Annotated in this window: 21 protein-coding genes; 1 reads left to right on the forward strand and 20 read right to left on the reverse strand. The window is 42.5% G+C overall.

Annotation, left to right across the window (positions count from 1 at the left end; translation table 11 throughout):
- Positions 1-4: 4 nt before the first annotated feature.
- From PCY71_RS08005 to PCY71_RS08065, 13 genes are all read right to left on the reverse strand, one after another.
- Complete coding sequence (locus tag PCY71_RS08005; protein ID WP_048773897.1) at positions 5-820, reverse strand: YidC/Oxa1 family membrane protein insertase; 816 nt, start codon at positions 818-820, stop codon at positions 5-7.
- On the reverse strand, positions 804-1,163 hold the full coding sequence (rnpA, locus tag PCY71_RS08010) for a ribonuclease P protein component (protein WP_002928077.1): 360 nt from the start codon (positions 1,161-1,163) through the stop codon (positions 804-806). Before rnpA ends, PCY71_RS08005 begins: the two co-directional genes overlap by 17 nt.
- Before the next feature lie 148 nt (positions 1,164-1,311).
- A complete protein-coding gene (gene argH / locus PCY71_RS08015) occupies positions 1,312-2,697 on the reverse strand; it encodes an argininosuccinate lyase (RefSeq protein WP_048773893.1) in 1,386 nt (461 codons plus the stop codon).
- A gap of 15 nt (positions 2,698-2,712) precedes the next feature.
- Positions 2,713-3,912 carry an argininosuccinate synthase gene (locus PCY71_RS08020; protein WP_301412504.1) on the reverse strand — a complete coding sequence of 400 codons (1,200 nt, stop codon included), beginning with the start codon at positions 3,910-3,912 and terminating at the stop codon, positions 2,713-2,715.
- 175 nt (positions 3,913-4,087) lie between these two features.
- Positions 4,088-4,723, reverse strand: a complete 636-nt coding sequence (locus PCY71_RS08025; RefSeq protein WP_301412505.1) for a DUF6287 domain-containing protein — start codon at positions 4,721-4,723, stop codon at positions 4,088-4,090.
- 89 nt (positions 4,724-4,812) lie between these two features.
- Positions 4,813-6,270 (reverse strand): glutamate--tRNA ligase, encoded by a 1,458-nt coding sequence (gltX, locus tag PCY71_RS08030; protein WP_301412506.1) that lies wholly within the window; start codon positions 6,268-6,270, stop codon positions 4,813-4,815.
- Between the two features lie 106 nt (positions 6,271-6,376).
- Positions 6,377-7,156 carry an alpha/beta hydrolase family protein gene (locus PCY71_RS08035; RefSeq protein ID WP_002916601.1) on the reverse strand — a complete coding sequence of 260 codons (780 nt, stop codon included), beginning with the start codon at positions 7,154-7,156 and terminating at the stop codon, positions 6,377-6,379.
- Between the two features lie 74 nt (positions 7,157-7,230).
- Positions 7,231-8,898, reverse strand: a complete 1,668-nt coding sequence (locus tag PCY71_RS08040; RefSeq protein ID WP_301412507.1) for a ribonuclease J — start codon at positions 8,896-8,898, stop codon at positions 7,231-7,233.
- Between the two features lie 770 nt (positions 8,899-9,668).
- Entirely contained in the window at positions 9,669-9,872 is a 204-nt protein-coding gene (locus tag PCY71_RS08045; RefSeq protein WP_002899152.1) for a CsbD family protein, read from the reverse strand.
- Between the two features lie 76 nt (positions 9,873-9,948).
- Positions 9,949-10,548 (reverse strand): Asp23/Gls24 family envelope stress response protein, encoded by a 600-nt coding sequence (locus tag PCY71_RS08050; protein WP_048773890.1) that lies wholly within the window; start codon positions 10,546-10,548, stop codon positions 9,949-9,951.
- A gap of 14 nt (positions 10,549-10,562) precedes the next feature.
- Complete coding sequence (locus tag PCY71_RS08055) at positions 10,563-10,733, reverse strand: DUF2273 domain-containing protein (protein WP_002905455.1); 171 nt, start codon at positions 10,731-10,733, stop codon at positions 10,563-10,565.
- An 11-nt stretch (positions 10,734-10,744) separates the two neighbouring features.
- The gene (gene amaP, locus PCY71_RS08060; RefSeq protein ID WP_048773887.1) at positions 10,745-11,326 is read right to left on the reverse strand and encodes an alkaline shock response membrane anchor protein AmaP; all 582 of its coding nucleotides are present in this window, start codon (positions 11,324-11,326) and stop codon (positions 10,745-10,747) included.
- Between the two features lie 55 nt (positions 11,327-11,381).
- Entirely contained in the window at positions 11,382-11,621 is a 240-nt protein-coding gene (locus PCY71_RS08065; protein ID WP_002920347.1) for a GlsB/YeaQ/YmgE family stress response membrane protein, read from the reverse strand.
- A 293-nt stretch (positions 11,622-11,914) separates the two neighbouring features.
- Between PCY71_RS08065 and PCY71_RS08070 the strand changes: the two genes are divergently transcribed.
- Complete coding sequence (locus tag PCY71_RS08070; protein ID WP_048773885.1) at positions 11,915-13,396, forward strand: M protein trans-acting positive regulator PRD domain-containing protein; 1,482 nt, start codon at positions 11,915-11,917, stop codon at positions 13,394-13,396.
- 150 nt (positions 13,397-13,546) lie between these two features.
- On the opposite strand, the gene PCY71_RS08075 is transcribed toward PCY71_RS08070, so the two are convergent.
- From PCY71_RS08075 to radA, 7 genes are all read right to left on the reverse strand, one after another.
- Positions 13,547-14,305: an ABC transporter ATP-binding protein gene (locus tag PCY71_RS08075; protein ID WP_048773884.1), complete on the reverse strand. Its 759-nt coding sequence runs from the start codon at positions 14,303-14,305 to the stop codon at positions 13,547-13,549.
- On the reverse strand, positions 14,302-15,168 hold the full coding sequence (locus tag PCY71_RS08080) for an ABC transporter permease (protein ID WP_048773883.1): 867 nt from the start codon (positions 15,166-15,168) through the stop codon (positions 14,302-14,304). The genes PCY71_RS08075 and PCY71_RS08080 overlap by 4 nt, the downstream gene beginning before the upstream one ends.
- A gap of 97 nt (positions 15,169-15,265) precedes the next feature.
- The gene (locus PCY71_RS08085) at positions 15,266-15,763 is read right to left on the reverse strand and encodes a carbonic anhydrase (RefSeq protein ID WP_002905460.1); all 498 of its coding nucleotides are present in this window, start codon (positions 15,761-15,763) and stop codon (positions 15,266-15,268) included.
- A gap of 163 nt (positions 15,764-15,926) precedes the next feature.
- Positions 15,927-16,412, reverse strand: a complete 486-nt coding sequence (locus PCY71_RS08090) for a GNAT family N-acetyltransferase (RefSeq protein WP_002908601.1) — start codon at positions 16,410-16,412, stop codon at positions 15,927-15,929.
- Positions 16,413-16,702: 290 nt separating this feature from the next.
- Positions 16,703-17,398 (reverse strand): TIGR00266 family protein, encoded by a 696-nt coding sequence (locus tag PCY71_RS08095; protein ID WP_002908599.1) that lies wholly within the window; start codon positions 17,396-17,398, stop codon positions 16,703-16,705.
- A 113-nt stretch (positions 17,399-17,511) separates the two neighbouring features.
- Positions 17,512-18,228 (reverse strand): TIGR00266 family protein, encoded by a 717-nt coding sequence (locus tag PCY71_RS08100; RefSeq protein WP_002911557.1) that lies wholly within the window; start codon positions 18,226-18,228, stop codon positions 17,512-17,514.
- Positions 18,229-18,344: 116 nt separating this feature from the next.
- On the reverse strand, positions 18,345-19,712 hold the full coding sequence (radA, locus tag PCY71_RS08105) for a DNA repair protein RadA (protein WP_075202720.1): 1,368 nt from the start codon (positions 19,710-19,712) through the stop codon (positions 18,345-18,347).
- Positions 19,713-19,716: the final 4 nt, after the last annotated feature.

Raw genomic sequence — 19,716 nt, forward strand, 5'->3', positions numbered from 1 at the left:
TTACTTACTTTTTCTTTTTCTGTGCTTTTTTCAGGGCACGTTTCTTTTTCTGTTCCAATTGGCGCTCTGACCGTTCCTTGGCTTCCCGCTCGGCGATGATTTTAAAAGGATTGCTCAGCAGTAAGGTCTGAACCACCTGATAAGCATTTGAGACTGCCCAGTAGAGGGCCACCCCACTCGCTGCATAGAGGGCAAAAAAGAAAATCACAACTGGCATCAGGTACATCATGACTGTCATCCCGCCATTTCTCTCAGGCAAGGCCTTGTTTGAAAGCCAAGTACTGAAGAAAGTGAAGAGAGCCGCCAACAGCGGAAGAATAAAGGTCGGATCTGTCGCTCCTAGATTGAGCCAGAGGAAGTGACCTGTCTTCATAAAATCAACCCGAGTCAGTGCTTGAAACAGAGCCAAGAGCACTGGCATCTGGATAAAGAGCGGAATGAATGAGGCATAAGGATTGACACCCTTTTCTTTGTAGAGCTTTTGAGTTTCCTCAGCCAAGGCTGTTCTGCTCTCCATATCCTTACCAGGATACTTTTCCTGTAGCTGCTTGATATGCGGCTGCACTTCCTGCAGCTTGCGCGAAGAAGTCGTCTGGAATTGGAAGACCGGCAGAAGAACTGTCCGAATAATCAAGGTAAAGAGAATAATCCCAATCCCCTTGCTTCCACCAAAAGATAGAAAACGAATGGTGTCCGCAAAGAAATAGACCAGCTTCTCCCAAAAGCCATTTGAATCAGCCGTTACTTGACTGGTTCCGCAGGCTGTGAGAAAGAGCAGCGAGGCAACCAGCAAAATCCCTAATTTACTTTTCTGTTTCACAAATGAATCCTTCCTGATAAAGTTTAGCAATCTTTAATACATGCAATAAATTTTGTTCAACTTGGTGGTAGTCCAACTCTTCCACTCCTTTGCGAGCGATAACTACGAAGTCTGCCTGGACTAGCTGTTTCTGATGCTGCATCAAGACATGGCGGATTTTTCTTTTAATACGATTACGAACCACTGCATTCCCCAGCTTTTTACTGACAGAAATTCCTACCCGAAAATGCTTTTGCTCTTTTTCTAACATGTAAACGACAAATTTTCGATTAGCAAAACTCTGTCCTTTTTTAAAAATCGCATTAAAATCTTTTTCGCTCTTGACGCGATAGTTTTTTCTCAAAACTCAACTCCATCCACCAAAATTATATCTATTATACCATATTTTTCGAAAATGCCAATAAGAGCTGCTATGACGCCGTTTTTGCAAATATTTAAAAGGTCAATTCACCAAAAGAACACCGCAATTCCCTTGCGATGTTCCCTATATCTTATTTCTTTTCCAGCTGTTTCTTAGCCCGTTCCAACTCCTGACGGATCTGTGCAAATCCTGTCCCGCCAAGGGAATCCCGCTTTTGTACAGCGGTCTGCGACTCAAGAGCTTGATAAATATCTTCCTCAATCAGCGACGACACTTCCTGATAGCGGCTCAGCGGGATATCCTGTAGATAATAGCCTGCCTTGCTGCATTCCAGCACCAACTTTCCGACAATCTCATGGGCTTCCCGGAAAGGCAGTCCTTTCTTGGCCAGATAATCAGCCAATTCTGTAGCATTAGAGAAGTCTTGCTGGGTTGAAACCAGCATTTTTTCTTTGTTTACTGTCATACTAGACAGCATACCCGCCATAATATCCAGCGATTTTTGGATGGTATCTACCGTATCGAACAAGCCTTCCTTGTCTTCCTGCAGGTCCTTATTATAGGCCAAGGGCAGGGATTTCATAACCGTCAGAAGACTGAAGAGATGGCCATAGACCCGGCCGCTCTTACCCCGAATCAGCTCCGCCATGTCCGGATTTTTCTTTTGCGGCATAATGGATGATCCTGTACTAAAGGTGTCTGACAGACTGACAAAGCCATATTCATAGCTGCACCAGTTAATCAGCTCCTCGCAGAGACGAGACAGATGCATGATGAGAATGCTGCTGTTAGATAGAAATTCCAAGATAAAGTCTCGATCACTTACCGCATCCAAGGAATTGTGGTAAATACCTTTGAAGCCCAATAAATCAGCCGTCAGCTCCCTGTCAATCGGAAATGTTGTCCCCGCCAGAGCCGCTGCTCCTAAAGGAGACAAATCCGTATGCTCCAGATTAAAGTCAAGGCGCTGACTATCACGGCTGAACATCTGATAATAGGCCAGCAGATGATGGGCAAAGCTAATCGGCTGAGCATGCTGCAGATGGGTATAGCCTGGCATGATGGTCTCTACATGCTCTTGTGCCAAGTCCAGCAGCACCTGACGCAAATTCAAGAGTTTATCCGCAATCTGACCGAGCTGATCCTTGAGATAAAGGTGCATATCTGTCGCCACCTGGTCATTACGCGAGCGAGCCGTATGGAGCTTACCAGCTACTGGCCCAATCTCCTCGGTCAGAAGAGCCTCCATATTCATATGAATATCTTCATTACGCACATCAAACTCAATCTCTCCAGCCTCATAACGTGCCAGCAGCTTTTCCAATCCTGCCTGAATAGCAGCCGCTTCCTCTGGAGCAATGATTCCTGTCTGCCCCAGCATTTTGACATGGGCTAGGCTGCCCTGCAGATCATAAGGAGCCAGACGATAGTCAAAGCCAATGCTAGCGCCAAACTCTTCTACCCATCCCTCCAGAGAGGCTTCAAAACGCCCACCCCACAGTTTATGATTTGCCATAGGAAAAGCCCCTTTCTATTTGTCTTTGTGAGCCTGAACCTCTGCGTGAACCTTAGACGGAAGCCCCCACAGCTTGATAAAACCAATCGCGGCATCCTGGTCAAAGGTATCTGCACTGGTATAGGTAGCCAGACTTTCGTCGTAGAGAGAATTGTCAGACTTACGCGCTACGACTGTCGCAGAGCCCTTATAAAGCTTCACCTTAGCTGTTCCATTGACCACCTGCTGAGTGGACTTGAGATAGGCAATCAAAGCTTCTGTCGCTGGATTAAACCAGAGACCATTGTAGATGAGATTGGACAGTTCGTTTTCAATAATCGGCTTGAAATGAGCCAATTCTCTGACTAGAGTCAGATCCTCGATTTCCTTGTGGGCAGCCAAGAGAGTCACCGCCCCAGGGCATTCATAGATTTCCCGAGACTTAATCCCCACCAGACGATTTTCCACATGGTCAATCCGACCAACACCGTGTTGTCCTGCCAAGTTATTCAGCTCAAGAATCAAGTCCGCCAGCTTCATCTTTTTGCCATCTAAAGCAACTGGCACACCAGCTTCAAAGTCAATATTTACATAGACTGGACTATCTGGCGCTTCTTCTGGCGCAACCGTCAAATCATAGGCGTCTTCCGGTGCTTCATTCCAAGGATTTTCTAAAACTCCGCACTCATTAGCTCGTCCCCAAAGGTTTTGATCGACTGAGTAGGGGCTATCTAGATCTGCAGGAATTGGCACACCATTAGCTTTGGCGTAATTAATTTCTTCTTCCCGAGACCATTTCCACTCCCGAACCGGAGCAATGACCTTGAGACTGGGATCCAAGGAGGCGATAGCCACTTCAAAACGTACCTGATCGTTTCCTTTTCCGGTACAGCCATGGGCAATGGTTGTCGCCCCCGTCTTGTGGGCAATTTCAACCAATTTCTTGGAAATCAAAGGTCGGCTCAGAGCGGACACTAGAGGATATTTTCGTTCGTAGAAGGTGTGTCCTTGCAGAGCAACCAAGACGTAGTCTTCTGCAAACTCGTCTTTAACATCAATAACATGTGATTCGATAGCGCCAACTTTCAGCGCCTTGTCATGAATGAAATCCAAATCATTTCCTTCACCTACGTCCATACAGACCGCGATCACATCATAATCCTTGTTCAGCCAAGTAATGGCCACTGAAGTGTCCAAGCCGCCGGAATATGCTAAAATGACTTTCTCTTTAACCATATGATTACCTCTATCCTTCTACATTTTATTTTTAAACATTCTACTGTATGAAAATGCGAATGTCAAGAGAAATTTTAATATTTATTAAAATAAAAACGTTTTATCAATTTTTATTCAAAATCAATATATTATATACTGGACTCAAAACAAGAAAAAAAGAGTCCGTCAAGACTCCTTATTTTACGCGGTAAAAAACATCGGGATGTTCGGAAACGCTCTGGGTGATGATGAAACGATCTTGACTGGTATCAGTCGGATCTGTCCCATTGACAGTCTCCCCGGCTGGCAAACTCTTTCCTGCTGGAATGATGAGAAAGGCAGCACCGGTTTGGTTTTTCCAACGAATCCCTGCTCGGTAAATCCCATTTTCATCTGGCCCAGAGTAATCTCCTGTCTCAAGCTTGGCAACATCTGACTCAATACCAGACGCATCGAATGTATAGCTGTTCCCTTTGGCATCCTGCCAAGTACCAATCATGCTGGAAAAATCTCCAGAAGCAATAGCCTTCATATCCAAATTAGAAGTTGGTGCCATCTCTTTCTCTTCTTTGCTAGCTCCCTTGGTAGACTTTTCACTTTCTGTTTCCGAATGCTGCTGAGAGCCAACATCAGAAGTTTCTTGATTATCTGAGTCGCCAGAAAGTTCGCTCGAACTGGCCCCTCTCTCAGACTTTTTAGAAGATGCAGAGCTAGTCGAACTTGCTTTAGAATTGTTGGAAGCAGGATTCGTCTGCTCTTTCTTTTGGTTACAGGTTACTAACACGAGTAAGGCTACTAGTCCTCCAATCAAGATGATGATCCATTTTTTCATTTTTATCTCCTTAAAGGATTTTCTTATTACAAGTGTGACATAAAAACAAAAATTTGCAAAGTAAAAACCAGCTTTCAAGCTGGTTCATCTTATTGAATTTGATTCAGCATGTTTTCGATATGCTGGATGGATTTTTCGCGGCCTAATAGGTAAATCGTATCTGGCAGCTCTGGTCCATGCATTTCACCCGAAACGGCAATCCGAATCGGCATAAAGAGATTTTTGCCCTTGATCCCTGTCTCTTTTTGGACAGCCTTGATTTGAGGGAAGATGTTTTCTGTCACAAAATCTGCGTCCGACATAGCTTCTAGCTTTTCCTTGAAGGCTGTCAACACAGTCGGTACCGTTTCACTAGCCATGACCTCACGCTCCGCATCTGTCAACTCTGGGAAGTCCGCAAAGAAGAGGTCAGTCAGCGGCACAATTTCGTCTACAGACTTCATTTGTGGTTTGTAGAGCTCTACAAGCTTTTCTGCCTTATCAGTCAAACGACCTGCTTCTTCCAAGTATGGCTTAGCCAGAGCAAAGATTGTGTTAAAATCCGCATTCTTGATGTATTCGTTGTTCATCCAGTCCAGCTTCTTCTGGTCAAAAGCAGCTGGGGACTTACTGAGACGTTTTTCATCAAAAAGCTCAATCAACTCTTGGCGAGAGAAAATTTCATGCTCACCGCCAGGATTCCAGCCCAGCAGTGCAATAAAGTTAAAGACTGCTTCTGGCAGGTAGCCCTTCTTGCGATAATCTTCGATAAATTGCAAAGTATTGGTATCGCGCTTGGACAGTTTCTTGCCAGTTTCAGAGTTGATAATCAAGGTCATGTGGCCAAATTCTGGAGCTTCCCAGCCTAAAGCTTCATAAACCATGAGTTGCTTAGGTGTGTTGGCAATGTGGTCATCTCCACGAATAACGTGTGAAATTTCCATTAGATGGTCATCAATAACCACAGCAAAGTTGTAGGTTGGGTAGCCGTCTTTCTTCTGGATCACCCAGTCACCACCGATATTGCCACCCTCGAACTCAATTTCGCCCTTGTCCATGTCCGTCCACTTGTAGACACCAGCTTCATTGACAGCCAGACGAACCGTCGGAATAACGCCCGCTGCTTCGCGCTCAGCAATATAGGCTGCCTTCTCGTCCTCTGACATACCTAGAAACTCATTGATATAACGCGGTGTTTCACCAGCTGCTTCCTGACGTTCGCGTTCAGCCGCTAATTCTTCCTCAGTTACATAGGACTTGTAAGCCAAGCCCTTGTCCAAGAGTTCATTGACATATTTTTGGTAAATATCCAAGCGCTCAGACTGGCGGTAGTTTTCGTGAGTCTCAGGACTTTCATCCCAGTCAATACCCAGCCAGCGTAAGTTTTCAAGCTGTGAGCGTTCTCCGTCTTCTACATGGCGCTTGCGGTCTGTATCCTCGATACGGATAATGAAGGTTCCACCATAGTGACGAGCATAGAGGTAGTTAAAGAGCGCAGTCCGCGCATTTCCGATGTGTAAAAGTCCAGTCGGACTTGGTGCATAACGCACTCGAATCGCTTTTGTCAAAGTTCCATTCTCCTATTTGTATTTCGGGGAATCATTCCCACTCCGATTTTCAAACGTAATCATTATATCATACTCTGAGGGCAGAATACGACTTTACAGTCTATTTTTACGATAGGCGCTCTTCCAGCTGGAAGTCGATAGGAAGCCAGGCCAGCACATTCTCCAGCTGCTTTTCCCAGTAATACCACTCATGCTTACCTGGACTGTGGCTGTAAGTAATCTCCAAGCCTAAGTCTTGCAGATTTTTCACTGCCTCTTGATTGGCCTTGTAGAGAAAATCCTCTTCGCCGCACCAAGCCCAAAGCTTGGTCTTTTTATCAGATTGCTTGGCTATACTTTCCAGCGAATGGGGGCTGCTAGTCCAGTCTTTATAGTCTCCGAAAACTCCTCGCCAATAGGCTGGCGTTGCCATTTCAGCATTATCTGGACGAGCATCAAGAAAACTCAAAGCGCCAGAAAGACTAGCTGCGTATGAAAAACGGTTAGACTTGAGAGCCAGCTTAAAGGCTCCGTATCCGCCCATGGAAAGACCAGCGATAAAATTCTTCTCCCGCTTATCCGACATATTTGGGAAAAAGCGCTTGAGCACCCGAGGCAGCTCCTCAGCGATGGCTTCGTAATAGTTAAAGCCGTACTGAGTATCGGTGTACCAGCCATTGCTGGTGTTAGGCATGACAACAATCAGATTAGTCGAGCGAACCAGACGCTCAATATTCGAGCGCTTGAGCCAGCTATTGTGATTCCCGTTCATACCATGAAGCAGATACAAAACAGGAATATCCTTATCATCCGGCTTGTCTACGCGAGCTGCATCCGGATAGAGGACATTAACGCCCCATTCCATCTCCAAAGCTTCAGAATAATACTCTATTTTCATCACTGCCATTCGCATTTCTCCTTCGTATCTTACTGACAAGAAAAAGCCGAAGCCCGACTTTTCTTGTATTCGTGTTCAGATTTTTACCGCACTTCCATAACAACCGGCAAAATAGCTGGGCGACGCTTGGTTTGGTCAAAGAGATATTTGGCCAGACTGTCACGGACAGCACCCTTCAGCTCACCCCAGTCAAAGCTATCCTGCGCCAGATAATCTTCCACTGTTTTATTGATAATGTCAGAGCTTTCACGCAAAATATCTCTGCTCTTCTTGACATAGACAAATCCGCGGGTGTGTACTTTAGCCTTGGAAATGATTTTCTTTTCCTTACGGTTAACTGTGAGTGCCACGATGAAAATACCATCTTCAGACAAGACCTTGCGGTCGCGGAGGACGATATTACCCACATCGCCAATCGCATTTCCATCAATCATGACATCTCCAGCTGATACTGCACCAGCCGGCACAAAATCACCATGGTCGTATTCCATAATGCTGCCCCGCTTAGGAATGAAGATATTTTCCGGCAGCATGCCAACTTCCATGGCAGCCTTGGCATGAGCATCCAAGCCGCGGTACTCACCCTGAATCGGGAAGAGGTACTTAGGCTGCAGCAGGTTAATCATGAGCTGCAAATCACGCGCATTTGCGTGACCCGACACCCACAGGTTTTGGGTAATCAGCTTGACAATGCCCCCAGCCTGATAAATCATATTTTCTACACGAGCCACGACCGCTTCCTTGGCAATTGACGGCGTCGTTACGATGTAAATCAAATCGCCTTCCTTGATTTCCACATAGCGGTGACGTCCAATTGACATCTTGCGCAGGCCATTGATAGGCTCACCCATCCGGCCAGTCTCCAAGATAATCAGCTCATGGTCTTCAAACTTAGACATTTCCTTGGGCTTGATCAAGAGGCGTTCGTCCACCAAGGACAGCTTCTTGAGGCGGATAGCCGTACGAACGATGTTTTCAACATCGAAGCCTGTCAAAACCACACGGCGGCCAGTCTCTGCCGCTGCATCAAAGACCTGCTGGATACGAGACAAGTTGCTGGCAACCGCCGCAACAATCACACGACCATCCCAGTCAGCAATCGTATCTTCGATTTCCTTGCCGACCTCGCTCTCGCTAGCCACCTGAACAGTGCTATCTGCATTGGCTGAATCACTGAGCAAGGCCAGAACACCCTCGCGGCCAATCTCAGCCAAACGGCCAAAGTCTGTCGCATAGGACGGGCTGGCAGACTGGTCAAACTTGAAATCGCCTGTATAAACGATACTGCCTTTTCTGGTCTTGATGACAACTCCCAAACTCTCAGGAATCGAGTGAGTCGTCCGGAAGAAGGAAACCACTGTTTTGCCAAATTCAATCTCAGTATTTTCATCAATCACATGGAAATCATTGAACTTCTTAACCGCATCGTTATTTTTAACAAAAAGCTTGGCCAGCTCAATCGTCAATTCTGATCCAAAAACCGGCACCTTAGCATCTGCCAAAAGATTAGGCAGAGCACCAATCGCATCCGCGTGTCCGTGCGTCAGAAAGACACCCGCAATCCGCTTCTTGTTTTCAAACAAATAGTCCATGTTGGGAACGACATAATCCACACCCAACTGCTCATTTTCTGGGTACTTCAACCCAACATCCAATACAAAAATGGAATCATCCACTTCGGCAACGTAGAGGTTTTTACCATTTTCACGTACGCCGCCTAAAGCAATCAATTTAATATTGCTCTTGCTCATTTTTTCTCCTATTCAATTTTCAGAACCTCACTTTTATCAAAGATTCTTTATTTTATTACTAACGGTCCTTGGCTAGCCAAGTCGAATTACAGTCTTGCAAACCTAAGGTTCGCATATCTAACCTATTATAGCATTTTTTCATGTTTTTTCAAAGTCAAGCGTGCCTTCTTAGCACCCTCTACAACAAAAACGACCTCTAGCTTTACTCGGCTAGAGGTCTGGTTTACTTCGCTGGTATGAGAGCAATCAGTTCATCCAAGGTGTAACTGAATAACAATTTTTTTGATTTATTGTTTTTATTATTTTTTATAAACTTTTAATTCCTTCAACCGCTAATGATTTTCTTTTTATCTTAGCATTGGAAATCTCTATAACATAATAAAGCACTATTGATTGAATTCTCGAAGTTTGAAAACCATCTAAAAGCTTCTACTTTCTATACTATCGTTACAATCAGGCAAGCTAAGCAGGCCTGTCTGACAATTCAACCAATATGTCAAGTAAAGCAACTACTTATGTATTACAAACAACTATACCAACAAAGTAAACTTAAAACCGAATGAATTTGGTTTCCTTTCTTTCTATTTCCTTAATTCTATTATAGTACTCTATCCAGATTTTTGCAAGCGTTTACAACTAAGAAATTAAAAAACTTTTTAGCTAAGAAAAAAGAAAGGAGACCTTAAAATGATCTCCTTTAAATTCTAGATAATTTTTATCAGTAACTATAGCTAACAAAGACTTTTTATAAGGAAAATCAACTATTGGTTTTATTTATCGTCTTTTTTAACCATATTTTTAACGCCTTCGATTGCGCCTTCAACAGCATCTTTGGCATCTACTGCAACTTCTTTAACTTTAGAAACTACTTTTTCAGCAGCTCCTTCTTTTTCTGTTTTTTTATCACCAGTTAATTTGCCAAGGCCTTCTTTAACAGAACCTTTAGCTTGGTTGAATTTTTCTTCTGTAGACATAATTGATACCTCCGTTATTAGTTTCAATTTTTAAAGCAATGAAAGAATATAAGAATTCCTAATCTCAGCTAGAGAATTAACGAACGCGAGCTTTTTCATTTGATGCAGCGTCTTTAACAGCCTCTACACCATCGCCAACTTTTTCTTGAACAGCTGAGAAACCACCGCTAATGCCAGATTTTGCTTTTTCGAATTGCTCTGAAGCAAATTCACCTGTTGATTCAGCAACATCTGTCACACGATCTTGCAGGCTTACTGAGTCAGCTTCGTGTTGTTCTTTTGTTTTAATATCAACAACATTGACATTAACCTCAACAACTTCCAAATCAGTCATCTTAGATACTTCCTCTACAACAACTTTTTTGATTTCCTCATATAATGCAGGGACATTCTTTTGATATTCCACAACTACGTTCAAGTCAACAGCTACTTGTTCTTTACCAACTTCAACATTGACACCATGAGTCACGTTGTCAGAATTGACAATTTTATCTTTTAAGTTAGAGAAGAAGCCACCATCAACAGCAAGCAAGCCTGAAACTTTCTCTAAAGAGATACCAATGATTTTTTGAATGACTTTGTCATCGTAAGTCAATTCACCTTTTACTTCATGAGTTGCTGGAGCAACTTCCTTTTTTGCAACATCTTTTACTTCTTTAACATCTTTATGTGACATATTAAACTCCTTTATTATTTAAATATATTATTTTTTTGAATATAATATCCAATTCCTGCCCCTAGAGTAGCGCAAATCAAGACAAATAGAGTCTTAAAGAAGCCAAAGGATAGGATAAAACACGCTAGAATAATGCCTGCTAATCCAGACAAGATTGGATATTGATATTTTTTAAACCATTCCATTTTTTACTTCCTTACTTTACACGGCTAGTAGTTTTTTTAGCCGATTCTTTTGGCTTGAAGTCTGAGACAGAGATTTTAAGCTTGACATTATGATTGATTCCGAAGAATTCTGTCAATCCAGACGCAATTTCTTCTTGAATCAACTGACTTCTCTTGATGATGTTTTCCGAAGGAACGATTGCCCCTTTAACGGAAACCATGCATTTGTTTTTACGGCTATTTACTGAAACTGTAGGATCTTTAATTAAACCGTGGTCTGTTAACAGACTACGAACAAACCCTTCAATGGCTGAATTTTTCAGCATCAGTTTCCCATCCGCATCAGCTAGCTGAATTTCCAAACGTCTCTTAGGATAAAAAACTATCACTAACATTAGTAGTAAGATTAAGCTTGCTAAAACCACAGTGCCCCAGAAAACATACCTAGAAAGATAGTAGCCCACAAAAGGAATCTGCTTCCACGTGAATAACTTCCAACTAAATAACTGGAGCCCCAGACCGCTGACTTTATGAAAGTCTAGCAAAACAGGAATCAAAATTGTCAAGATTAAAATACAGAAAATAAGGGAAAGTATTTTTCTTGATTTTGACATATTGAATCCTCACATCATTAAATTTTAAATTGTATTTTGAAAGTAAAAAGACAATTTATGCATTTTTACCTACAAAAAATGATACAACAGCTACTACAATAACTGCACCAATGATAGAAGGAAGCAAGGCCATACCAGCCAAACTAGGACCCCAAGTTCCCAAAAGTGACTGACCGACAGCAGAACCAACTAAACCTGCAACAACGTTTGCAATAACACCCATTGAGCCGCCTTTTTTAGTGATTGATCCAGCAATAAGACCAATAACACCTCCAACAATAATAGACCAAAGCATATTGATTCTCCTTTCTAATTTTTTCTAAATCAAAATTGTTTAATAATATTTTTTACTATTATTTTTTGATTAACATAATTATATAATTTTCCAACTTGGAAACATAATAATTCAACTTGGTTTTCTTTCCGTTTATCTGTACTATAGATACGCAAAGATAAGAATTCCTTGTTCTATAGGCTTTTATCAGCATTTTTAGATATATTTTAGAGTTGTTAAACGAGGTTAAATGCATAAAATATGGTATAATTGCCTGATAATAAAAACACTATATAAAGAAAGATAATATTTTAATGCGAGAATTACTGTCTAAAAAGAGCCACAGGCAATTAGAACTATTAGAACTACTATTTAAAAACAAACGCTGGTTTCATATTTCTGAACTGGCTGAACTATTGAATTGTACAGAACGTTCAGTAAAAGATGATTTATCCCATGTCAAGTCTGCGTTTCCTCAATTGATTTTTCACTCGTCCACTAATGGTATACGTATCATTAATACCGATGATAGTGATATTGAGATGGTCTATCACCATTTTTTTAAGCATTCAACCCATTTTTCAATTTTAGAATTCATCTTCTTTAACGAAGAATATGAAACTGAGAATATTTGTAAAGAGTTTTATATAAGCTCTTCATCACTCTATCGTATAATCAGTCATATTAACAAAATTATAAAAAAACAATATAATTTTAAAATTAGTCTCAATCCTGCTCGGATTATTGGAGATGAGATTGATATCCGCTATTTTTTTGCACAATATTTTTCGGAAAAATATTATTTTCTTGAATGGCCCTTTACAGATTTTTCAGTAGAACCTTTGTGTAAGCTGTTAGCACTGGTCTATAAAGAAACTGCATTTCCTGTCAATTTCGCAACTCAACGAATGTTAAAATTGCTCCTCGTTACGAATTTATATCGAATAAAGTTTGGTCATTTCTTGGAAGTTGAGAAAGATTCTTTTAACAATCAATTGTTAGAATCTTTCATGCAGGCAGAAGGAATCGAAGACATTGTAGCGAGCTTTGATTCTGAATATCATATCTCTCTGAATAAAGAAGTGATAGGTCAACTATTTGTCTCCTATTTTCAAAAAATGTTTTTCATTGATGAAAATCTATTTATGAGCTGCGCAAAAACAGACAGCTATGTAAAAAATTCGTATCAATTATTAAGTGATTTAATTGATCAGATAGAAAGCAAATATAATCTAAAAATAGACAATAATGACAATCTTATTTGGCATTTGCATAATACAGCACATCTGCATCGTCAGGAACTATCTACAGAGTTTATTCTGTTTGATCAAAAAGGGAATACCATCAAGAACTTTCAAAATATTTTCCCTCAATTTGTTTCAGATATTAAAAAAGGGATTGAACATTACCTAGAGACTTTGGATATCCATAGCACACCAATGAAAGTCAACCACCTATCCTATACTTTTATCACTCACAGCAAACATTTAGTGCTGAATCTTTTACAAAATCAGCCTAAATTAAAAGTTTTAGTCATGAGTAATTTTGATCAGTATCATGCAAAATCAGTAGCAGAGACCCTTTCTTATTATTGCAGCAACAATTTTGAACTTGAGGTTTGGAATAAATTAGAACTATCAATCGATTCTTTAAAAGAATCACCTTACGATATCATCATTTCTAATTTTATTATTCCACCCATTGAGAATAAGAGACTGATCTATTCCAATAATATTAATACGGTCGCACTCATCTCCTTACTTAACGCAATGATGTTTATTCGATTAGATGAGTGATTTAGACTATTTTGATAACAAAAAAACCGCAATCTAGCGGTTTTTATTAATCTACGAGAGCCTTTTGATCATTAATTGTCTAACGTTGTGGGAGCAATACATTATTTAGTACATATTCTTTCTCTTGTTTTTACAAAACTCTGAGCAAGCCTATTCAAACAAGCCATAATAATCCGCGATGGTCATCTTGCCCTTCTCTTCTTTGTTCAAGTCCTGAATAATCTGCCCATCTTTCATAACGATTAGTCGGTTACCGTATTTGAGGGCATCCTCCATGTGATGAGTAATCATAAGGGCTGTGAGGCGGTCACGATTGACAAATTCATTGGTCAGCTCCATCAAGGCTACACTGGTCTTAGGATCCAGCGCCGCAGTATGCTCATCCAGAAGCAAAAGCTCTGGGCGCTTGAGCGTTGCCATGAGCAGACTCAAAGCCTGTCTTTGTCCGCCAGAAAGAAATTCAATCGGTGTATCCAGATGCTTGTCCAGACCATTGCCGATTTTCTCAATCGTCGCCTGAAACTCTTCCCTGTAACTGTTGAGTCCACGGGGCACCAAGCCACGCTTTTCGCCTCGGAATTTGGCAATGAGAAGATTTTCCGCCACTGTCATCCGCGGAGCCGTTCCCATCTTAGGATCCTGAAAGACACGGGACAGGTACTTGGCCCGCTTTTCTGGTGAAAAATGAGTGACATTTTCCCCCAAGATATGAATGCTGCCGCTGGTTAGGGGGAGAGTTCCGGCAATGACATTGAACAGGGTTGACTTTCCTGCACCGTTTCCACCTAAAATTGTAATAAAATCATGCTCGTGAATGTCTAAAGAAACATCATTTAGGATGATTTTTTCTTCATCAAAGCCGCTCTTTACAAGCTTGGTTGCATTTCTTAATTCTACAATCGCTGTCATTTGCTTAACTTGGCTCCTTTAAAGAATTTATTTTTCAGGGTTGGAATCATGAGACAGACGGCCAGAATCACCGCGCTGTAAAGACGGAGATAGTTGGTATTGAAGCCGAGAGCAATGACACCCCAGATCAAGAACTGATAGGCAATCGCACCAACTACAATGGTAATCAGCCGCTCTGCCAAGGTCAGACTCTGGAAGAGTACCTCGCCAATGATAAGACTGGCCAGACCAACTACGATTACTCCAATCCCGCGGGAAACATCTGCATAGCCTTCCTGCTGGGCAATCAGCGCTCCAGCCAGAGCAATCAAACCGTTTGATAGAATCAGACCCATCAACTCCATACGGCCGGTATTGATACCAAAACTGCGAGCCATGTCTGGATTATCTCCAGTCGCGATATAGGCCTGCCCTAGCTTGGTATCCAAGAAAAAGAGCAGAGCTGCAATCACTAGACTGACAAAAATCAAACCAGTCAAGAGGTCATTGACTTCCCCTGAAAAGGGCAGAATATCCTGAATTTTACTGCTGCCTAAAAGCCCCAGATTGGCACGGCCCATCAGCATCAGCATGATAGAGTGGCAGGAGGTCATGACCAAAATCCCAGAAAGCAAGGTCGGAATTTTCCCCTTGGTATAGAGCAGACCTGTCACTGCACCCGCAGCACAGCCTGCTAAAACGGCCGCTGCTGTTGCCAGAAAAGGATTGACTCCTTTAGTAATCAAGGTAACAGCCACCGCCCCGCCCAAGGGGAAGGAGCCTTCTGTCGTCATATCAGGAAAGCCCAGAATCCGGAAGGTCATAAAAATACCTAGACCTAGGACGGCCCAAACCAATCCCTGAGAAATAATGGAAAGAATCATAACATTGTCCTAACTAATTAAAATCGTTTCTCTATTTTAACATAAAAAAGGAGCCAATTTCAATGCTGATGCGCAGACAAAGAAATTGACTTCCCAACTATTCCTCAACAACTGTCATTCGACCAGTATCTACATCATAAACCGCACCTGAGATTTTTACATCAGCTGGGATCAGCGGCGACTGCCTCAGCAAGGCCATATCCTCACGCACACTTTCCTCTACATCTGTAAATGGCAAAAAGTCCTGCTCGCTGACATCGACACCTAGCTCTTTATGAAGATAGGCGGTAAAATCCTCATTCTTAAAGGTCTGTGCCCCGCAGTCTGTATGATGCAAAACTACGATTTCCCGCGTTCCTAGCTGCTGCTGAGAGATGACCAGCGAGCGAATCATGTCCTCTGTTACCCGACCGCCAGCATTGCGCAAGATATGGGCATCTCCTAGTGCCAGTCCCAGAGCCTGAGCCACGTGTAGCCTAGAGTCCATACAGGTCACGATAGCTACCTTGGTCTTGGGATTAATGGGCAAATGCGCTGTCCCATGCAGATCAACATAAGCTTTATTGGCCTTCATAAAGTTTTCAAAATATGACATTTTGACTCCTGACTAATTATATTATTTGATGTTCAAACGGATTAACCTTATCATACTAGGTTTTGGCTTTAGAACTTCCCTAACTTCAAAAAAGAGAGAACCTATATGAACTGCTCTCTGTGCTAGCTTTTATCACCCACTACAGTTGACAAAGAGCCGTGAGTTATAACTTCTTAAAGTAGCGAGCAACGGGCCATTGTTCAAAACCAAAGTTCTCATAGGTTTTACGAGCCGGTGCATGACCTAGATCACCACCCGTCTCAACCATGACCATTTCCATTCCTTTTTGTTTAATCTGATCACAAGCATAGGTCATGAGCGCTTTTCCAATACCTTGACGCTGATATCTTGGAGCAACAGCTAGGATATAAATCTCACCCATCTTATCCTCAGGGTGCAAGCGAATGTGAATCCATCCGACTAATTCTTCCTCCAGAAAAGCTAACCAGACAAACTGACTCTCTTCATTTAAGACTGCTGTTAGATCATTGATTTGCCTTTTTTCCCACCCTTGAGGATAAAAATTATCATAAACAAACTTAGGAACTCCTTTTTCCATTTTTGGAAAAACTGGAGACCAAGCTTGAATTGATAATTCTAAAACAGCCTCTTTATCCAATTTCTGATAAGGTTTTATAGTAATTGTCACTTTATTCTCCTAACGTTTCTTTAATCCGCCAAAAATGCCACGAACGAGTTAGCATCCGATGGTGCTAACAGCTAAATCATAAAGGCGGCCGTTGCCTTTTCAAGGCTTGATTGGCCTTCATAAAGTTTTCAAAATATGACATTCTTTCCCCTTACTGGTACTTTGATATGCAAATAATTTTATATTATCTTACCATCTTTTCTGTTATTTGTCAGTTCTCGACTTTGTTACAAAAAAATAGGACAGTCAAATCCAGCATCTAGCCTGATCTTCTATCCTAGTTTTATTTCTTATGAGCTTCTTGGAATAAACTTGCTGAGTGAGCCTGCAAAGGTTTGAAGATTGAGACTTTGCACATAGACTTCACCAGTACCTTGGAAGGTGTTGACCACTCCTTCACCCGTTCCGATAGACTGCCAGAAGCCATTTTCTAAATGGATATTATAATTCAAAGACTGGCTCCAAGCTACTACATGGGCATTGTCAATTGTTACTTCTTGGTTATGAAGCTCAATTTTCTTAATAGAACCAAAGGCATTAGCCAAAAGAGTGCCTTGACCTTGGGTCGTCATAACGAAGAGACCGCCTTGCCCGCCAAAGATAGCCTTGCCGACAGACTGGCGCTCCATGGTATAGTAAGCCGTACCATCAAGAGCCAGAAAGGCGCCGTCATTAAGCCGATATTGTTTTTCGCCTAGCTGAAGGGGAATGACTTGACCAGGAGAATCTGGCGCTAAAGCAAGGTAGCCATTATCAGACTGGGCAACAGCCTGAGTAATAAAGGTACTTTCACCAGAAACCATTGACCGACCTACAGCCTTGACAAAACGTCCCAAGCCAGAACCGCTTGCATTGAGCTGGGTATTCAGGGTCACATTCGGCGTGTGGTAGACCATGCTGCCACGCTGGATAAAGACGGTTTCTCCTTGATTGAGCGACAACTCAACCAAAGGAAACTGCATGTTACTGTCCATAGAAAATCGCATAAGAAATGCCTCCTTCTTATTATGACTTGATTATAACATTTTCCTATATTTTGAACAAAGGAAAACTGAAGCATCAAAAAAGAAGAGACTGCCTGAGTCTCTCCTAGAAATTTTCAAGAATTGTCAATATTCAGGTGTGGGCGAAGAACATTTGCAAAGGTTTCAATATTGAGACTTTGGATGTAAATTTCCCCAGTTCCATAGAAGGTATTAACCACTCCTTCACCAGTCCCCATGGACTGCCAGAAACCATTTTCTAAATGAATATCATATTCCAACTCTCGGCTCCATGCTACTACGTGGGCATTGTCAATCGTTATCCTATCATTATGCAGCTCTACCTTTTGAATCGAGCCAAAGGAATTTACCAAGAGTGTCCCCTGACCTTGGGTACTCATCACATAAAAGCCTCCTTGGCCACCAAAGAGAGCTCGACCTACCGACTGCGTCTCCAAAGTATAAGAGGCAGAGCCATCCATAGCCAGAAAAGCCCCATCATTAAGGCGGTATTGCTTTTCACCTAGTTCCAGAGCAACAATCTGACCAGGTACATTAGGTGCTAAGGCTAGACGACCGTTATTTGATTGAGCAGTTGCTTCAGTGATAAACACTCCTTCGCCAGAAGCCATAGAACGTCCTACAGCTTGGATTGCCTTGCCAAAGATTGATTGAGACTCTGCATTCACTTTAGCATTCAGGACAACATTGGGAGTGTGGTATATCATGCTCCCAGTCTGAATACGAACAGACTCTGATACATCTAAGGCAATCTCCGCCAAGGGAAATTGAGCATTATTGGTAATAGAAACATTCATACGATGATCTACCATGGTTGATTATCCTCCTAAAAAATCTGGAAAAACAACTTATAGGAATTTCCAGACAAATCCTATTTTTTCTAGCAATATTATAGCACGCACAACAACTTTTCGCAATACTACTTTAATCAAGAAAATACCTTCTTTAAAACTTCCCCAATCGTCGTCACACCGATGACTTGGATATTGTCTGGAACTTTGAGGCCGTTCAGAGAGTTTTTAGGAGCGTAGACTTTGGTGAAGCCCAGCTTTGCTGCTTCGTTGATGCGCTGCTCGATGCGATTGACTCGACGGATTTCACCAGTCAGGCCAATTTCACCGATAAAGCACTCTTGAGGATTGGTAGGCAGATCCTTGTAGCTGGAAGCAATGGCGACCGCTACTGCCAAATCAATGGCTGGCTCATCTAGCTTGACACCACCAGCTGATTTGAGGTAGGCGTCTTGATTTTGCAGGAGGAGCCCTGCCCGTTTTTCCAGAACCGCCATGATGAGGCTGGCTCGGTTAAAGTCCAGTCCAGTCGTGGTTCGCTTGGCATTGCCAAACATGGTCGGAGTCACCAAGGCCTGCACCTCTGCTAAAATCGGCCTCGTTCCTTCCATGGTCACAACGATAGAAGAACCTGTCGCGCCGTCCAGACGCTCTTCCAGAAAGACTTCACTTGGATTGACAACCTCAACTAGCCCACCAGACTGCATCTCAAAAATACCGATTTCATTGGTCGAACCAAAGCGGTTCTTGACCGCTCTCAAGATACGGAAAGTATGCTGACGTTCACCCTCAAAATAAAGCACGGTGTCCACCATGTGCTCCAAAGTTCGAGGACCAGCTAAGGTTCCTTCCTTGGTCATGTGACCAACGATAAAGGTCGCAATATTATTGGTCTTGGCCAGCTGCATGAGCTCAGCTGTCACCTCTCGAACCTGAGAAACAGAGCCTTGAACACTGGAAATCTCTGGCGACATCACCGTCTGTATAGAGTCAATAATCAGAAAATCTGGCTTGTTTTTCTCAATCTCCGTACGGATATTTTGCATATTGGTCTCGGCGTAGAGATAAAATTCACTGTCAATATCACCGAGACGTTCCGCTCGCAACTTAATCTGCTCAGCTGATTCCTCTCCGCTGACATATAGGACGGTGCCCTGATGAGAAAGCTGAGTGGACACCTGCAGAAGCAGGGTGGATTTCCCGATACCGGGATCCCCGCCAATCAGGACCAGACTGCCAGGTACTACGCCACCACCTAGCACACGATTGAACTCGTCCATTTCCGTCTTGGTCCGATTGACATCAATAGAAGTGACCTCAGCCAGCTTCATGGGCCGAGTCTTTTCGCCCGTCAAGGAAACACGGGCATGCTTGACCTCAGCAGCCTCTACTTCCTCAACAAAAGAAGACCAAGAGCCGCAGTTAGGACAGCGGCCTAGATACTTGGGCGAATGATATTCACAATTTTGACAGACAAAGGTCGTTTTTTTCTTAGCGATGGTGATTCTC

The organism is Streptococcus sp. SN3 (genome assembly GCF_030439905.1).

Coding starts and splice junctions, on each gene's coding strand:
- PCY71_RS08045 (WP_002899152.1), bottom strand. CDS start 9,872: ATGTCTACAGAAGAAAAATTCAACCAAGCTAAAGGTTCTGTTAAAGAA.
- PCY71_RS08080 (WP_048773883.1), bottom strand. CDS start 15,168: ATGATTCTTTCCATTATTTCTCAGGGATTGGTTTGGGCCGTCCTAGGT.
- PCY71_RS08050 (WP_048773890.1), bottom strand. CDS start 10,548: ATGTCACATAAAGATGTTAAAGAAGTAAAAGATGTTGCAAAAAAGGAA.
- PCY71_RS08025 (WP_301412505.1), bottom strand. CDS start 4,723: ATGAAAAAATGGATCATCATCTTGATTGGAGGACTAGTAGCCTTACTC.
- amaP (WP_048773887.1), bottom strand. CDS start 11,326: ATGTCAAAATCAAGAAAAATACTTTCCCTTATTTTCTGTATTTTAATC.
- PCY71_RS08055 (WP_002905455.1), bottom strand. CDS start 10,733: ATGGAATGGTTTAAAAAATATCAATATCCAATCTTGTCTGGATTAGCA.
- PCY71_RS08020 (WP_301412504.1), bottom strand. CDS start 3,912: ATGGTTAAAGAGAAAGTCATTTTAGCATATTCCGGCGGCTTGGACACT.
- PCY71_RS08100 (WP_002911557.1), bottom strand. CDS start 18,228: ATGGTAGATCATCGTATGAATGTTTCTATTACCAATAATGCTCAATTT.
- PCY71_RS08035 (WP_002916601.1), bottom strand. CDS start 7,156: ATGGCAGTGATGAAAATAGAGTATTATTCTGAAGCTTTGGAGATGGAA.
- PCY71_RS08095 (WP_002908599.1), bottom strand. CDS start 17,398: ATGCGATTTTCTATGGACAGTAACATGCAGTTTCCTTTGGTTGAGTTG.
- PCY71_RS08075 (WP_048773884.1), bottom strand. CDS start 14,305: ATGACAGCGATTGTAGAATTAAGAAATGCAACCAAGCTTGTAAAGAGC.
- PCY71_RS08070 (WP_048773885.1), top strand. CDS start 11,915: ATGCGAGAATTACTGTCTAAAAAGAGCCACAGGCAATTAGAACTATTA.
- argH (WP_048773893.1), bottom strand. CDS start 2,697: ATGGCAAATCATAAACTGTGGGGTGGGCGTTTTGAAGCCTCTCTGGAG.
- PCY71_RS08040 (WP_301412507.1), bottom strand. CDS start 8,898: ATGAGCAAGAGCAATATTAAATTGATTGCTTTAGGCGGCGTACGTGAA.
- PCY71_RS08085 (WP_002905460.1), bottom strand. CDS start 15,763: ATGTCATATTTTGAAAACTTTATGAAGGCCAATAAAGCTTATGTTGAT.
- PCY71_RS08065 (WP_002920347.1), bottom strand. CDS start 11,621: ATGCTTTGGTCTATTATTGTTGGAGGTGTTATTGGTCTTATTGCTGGA.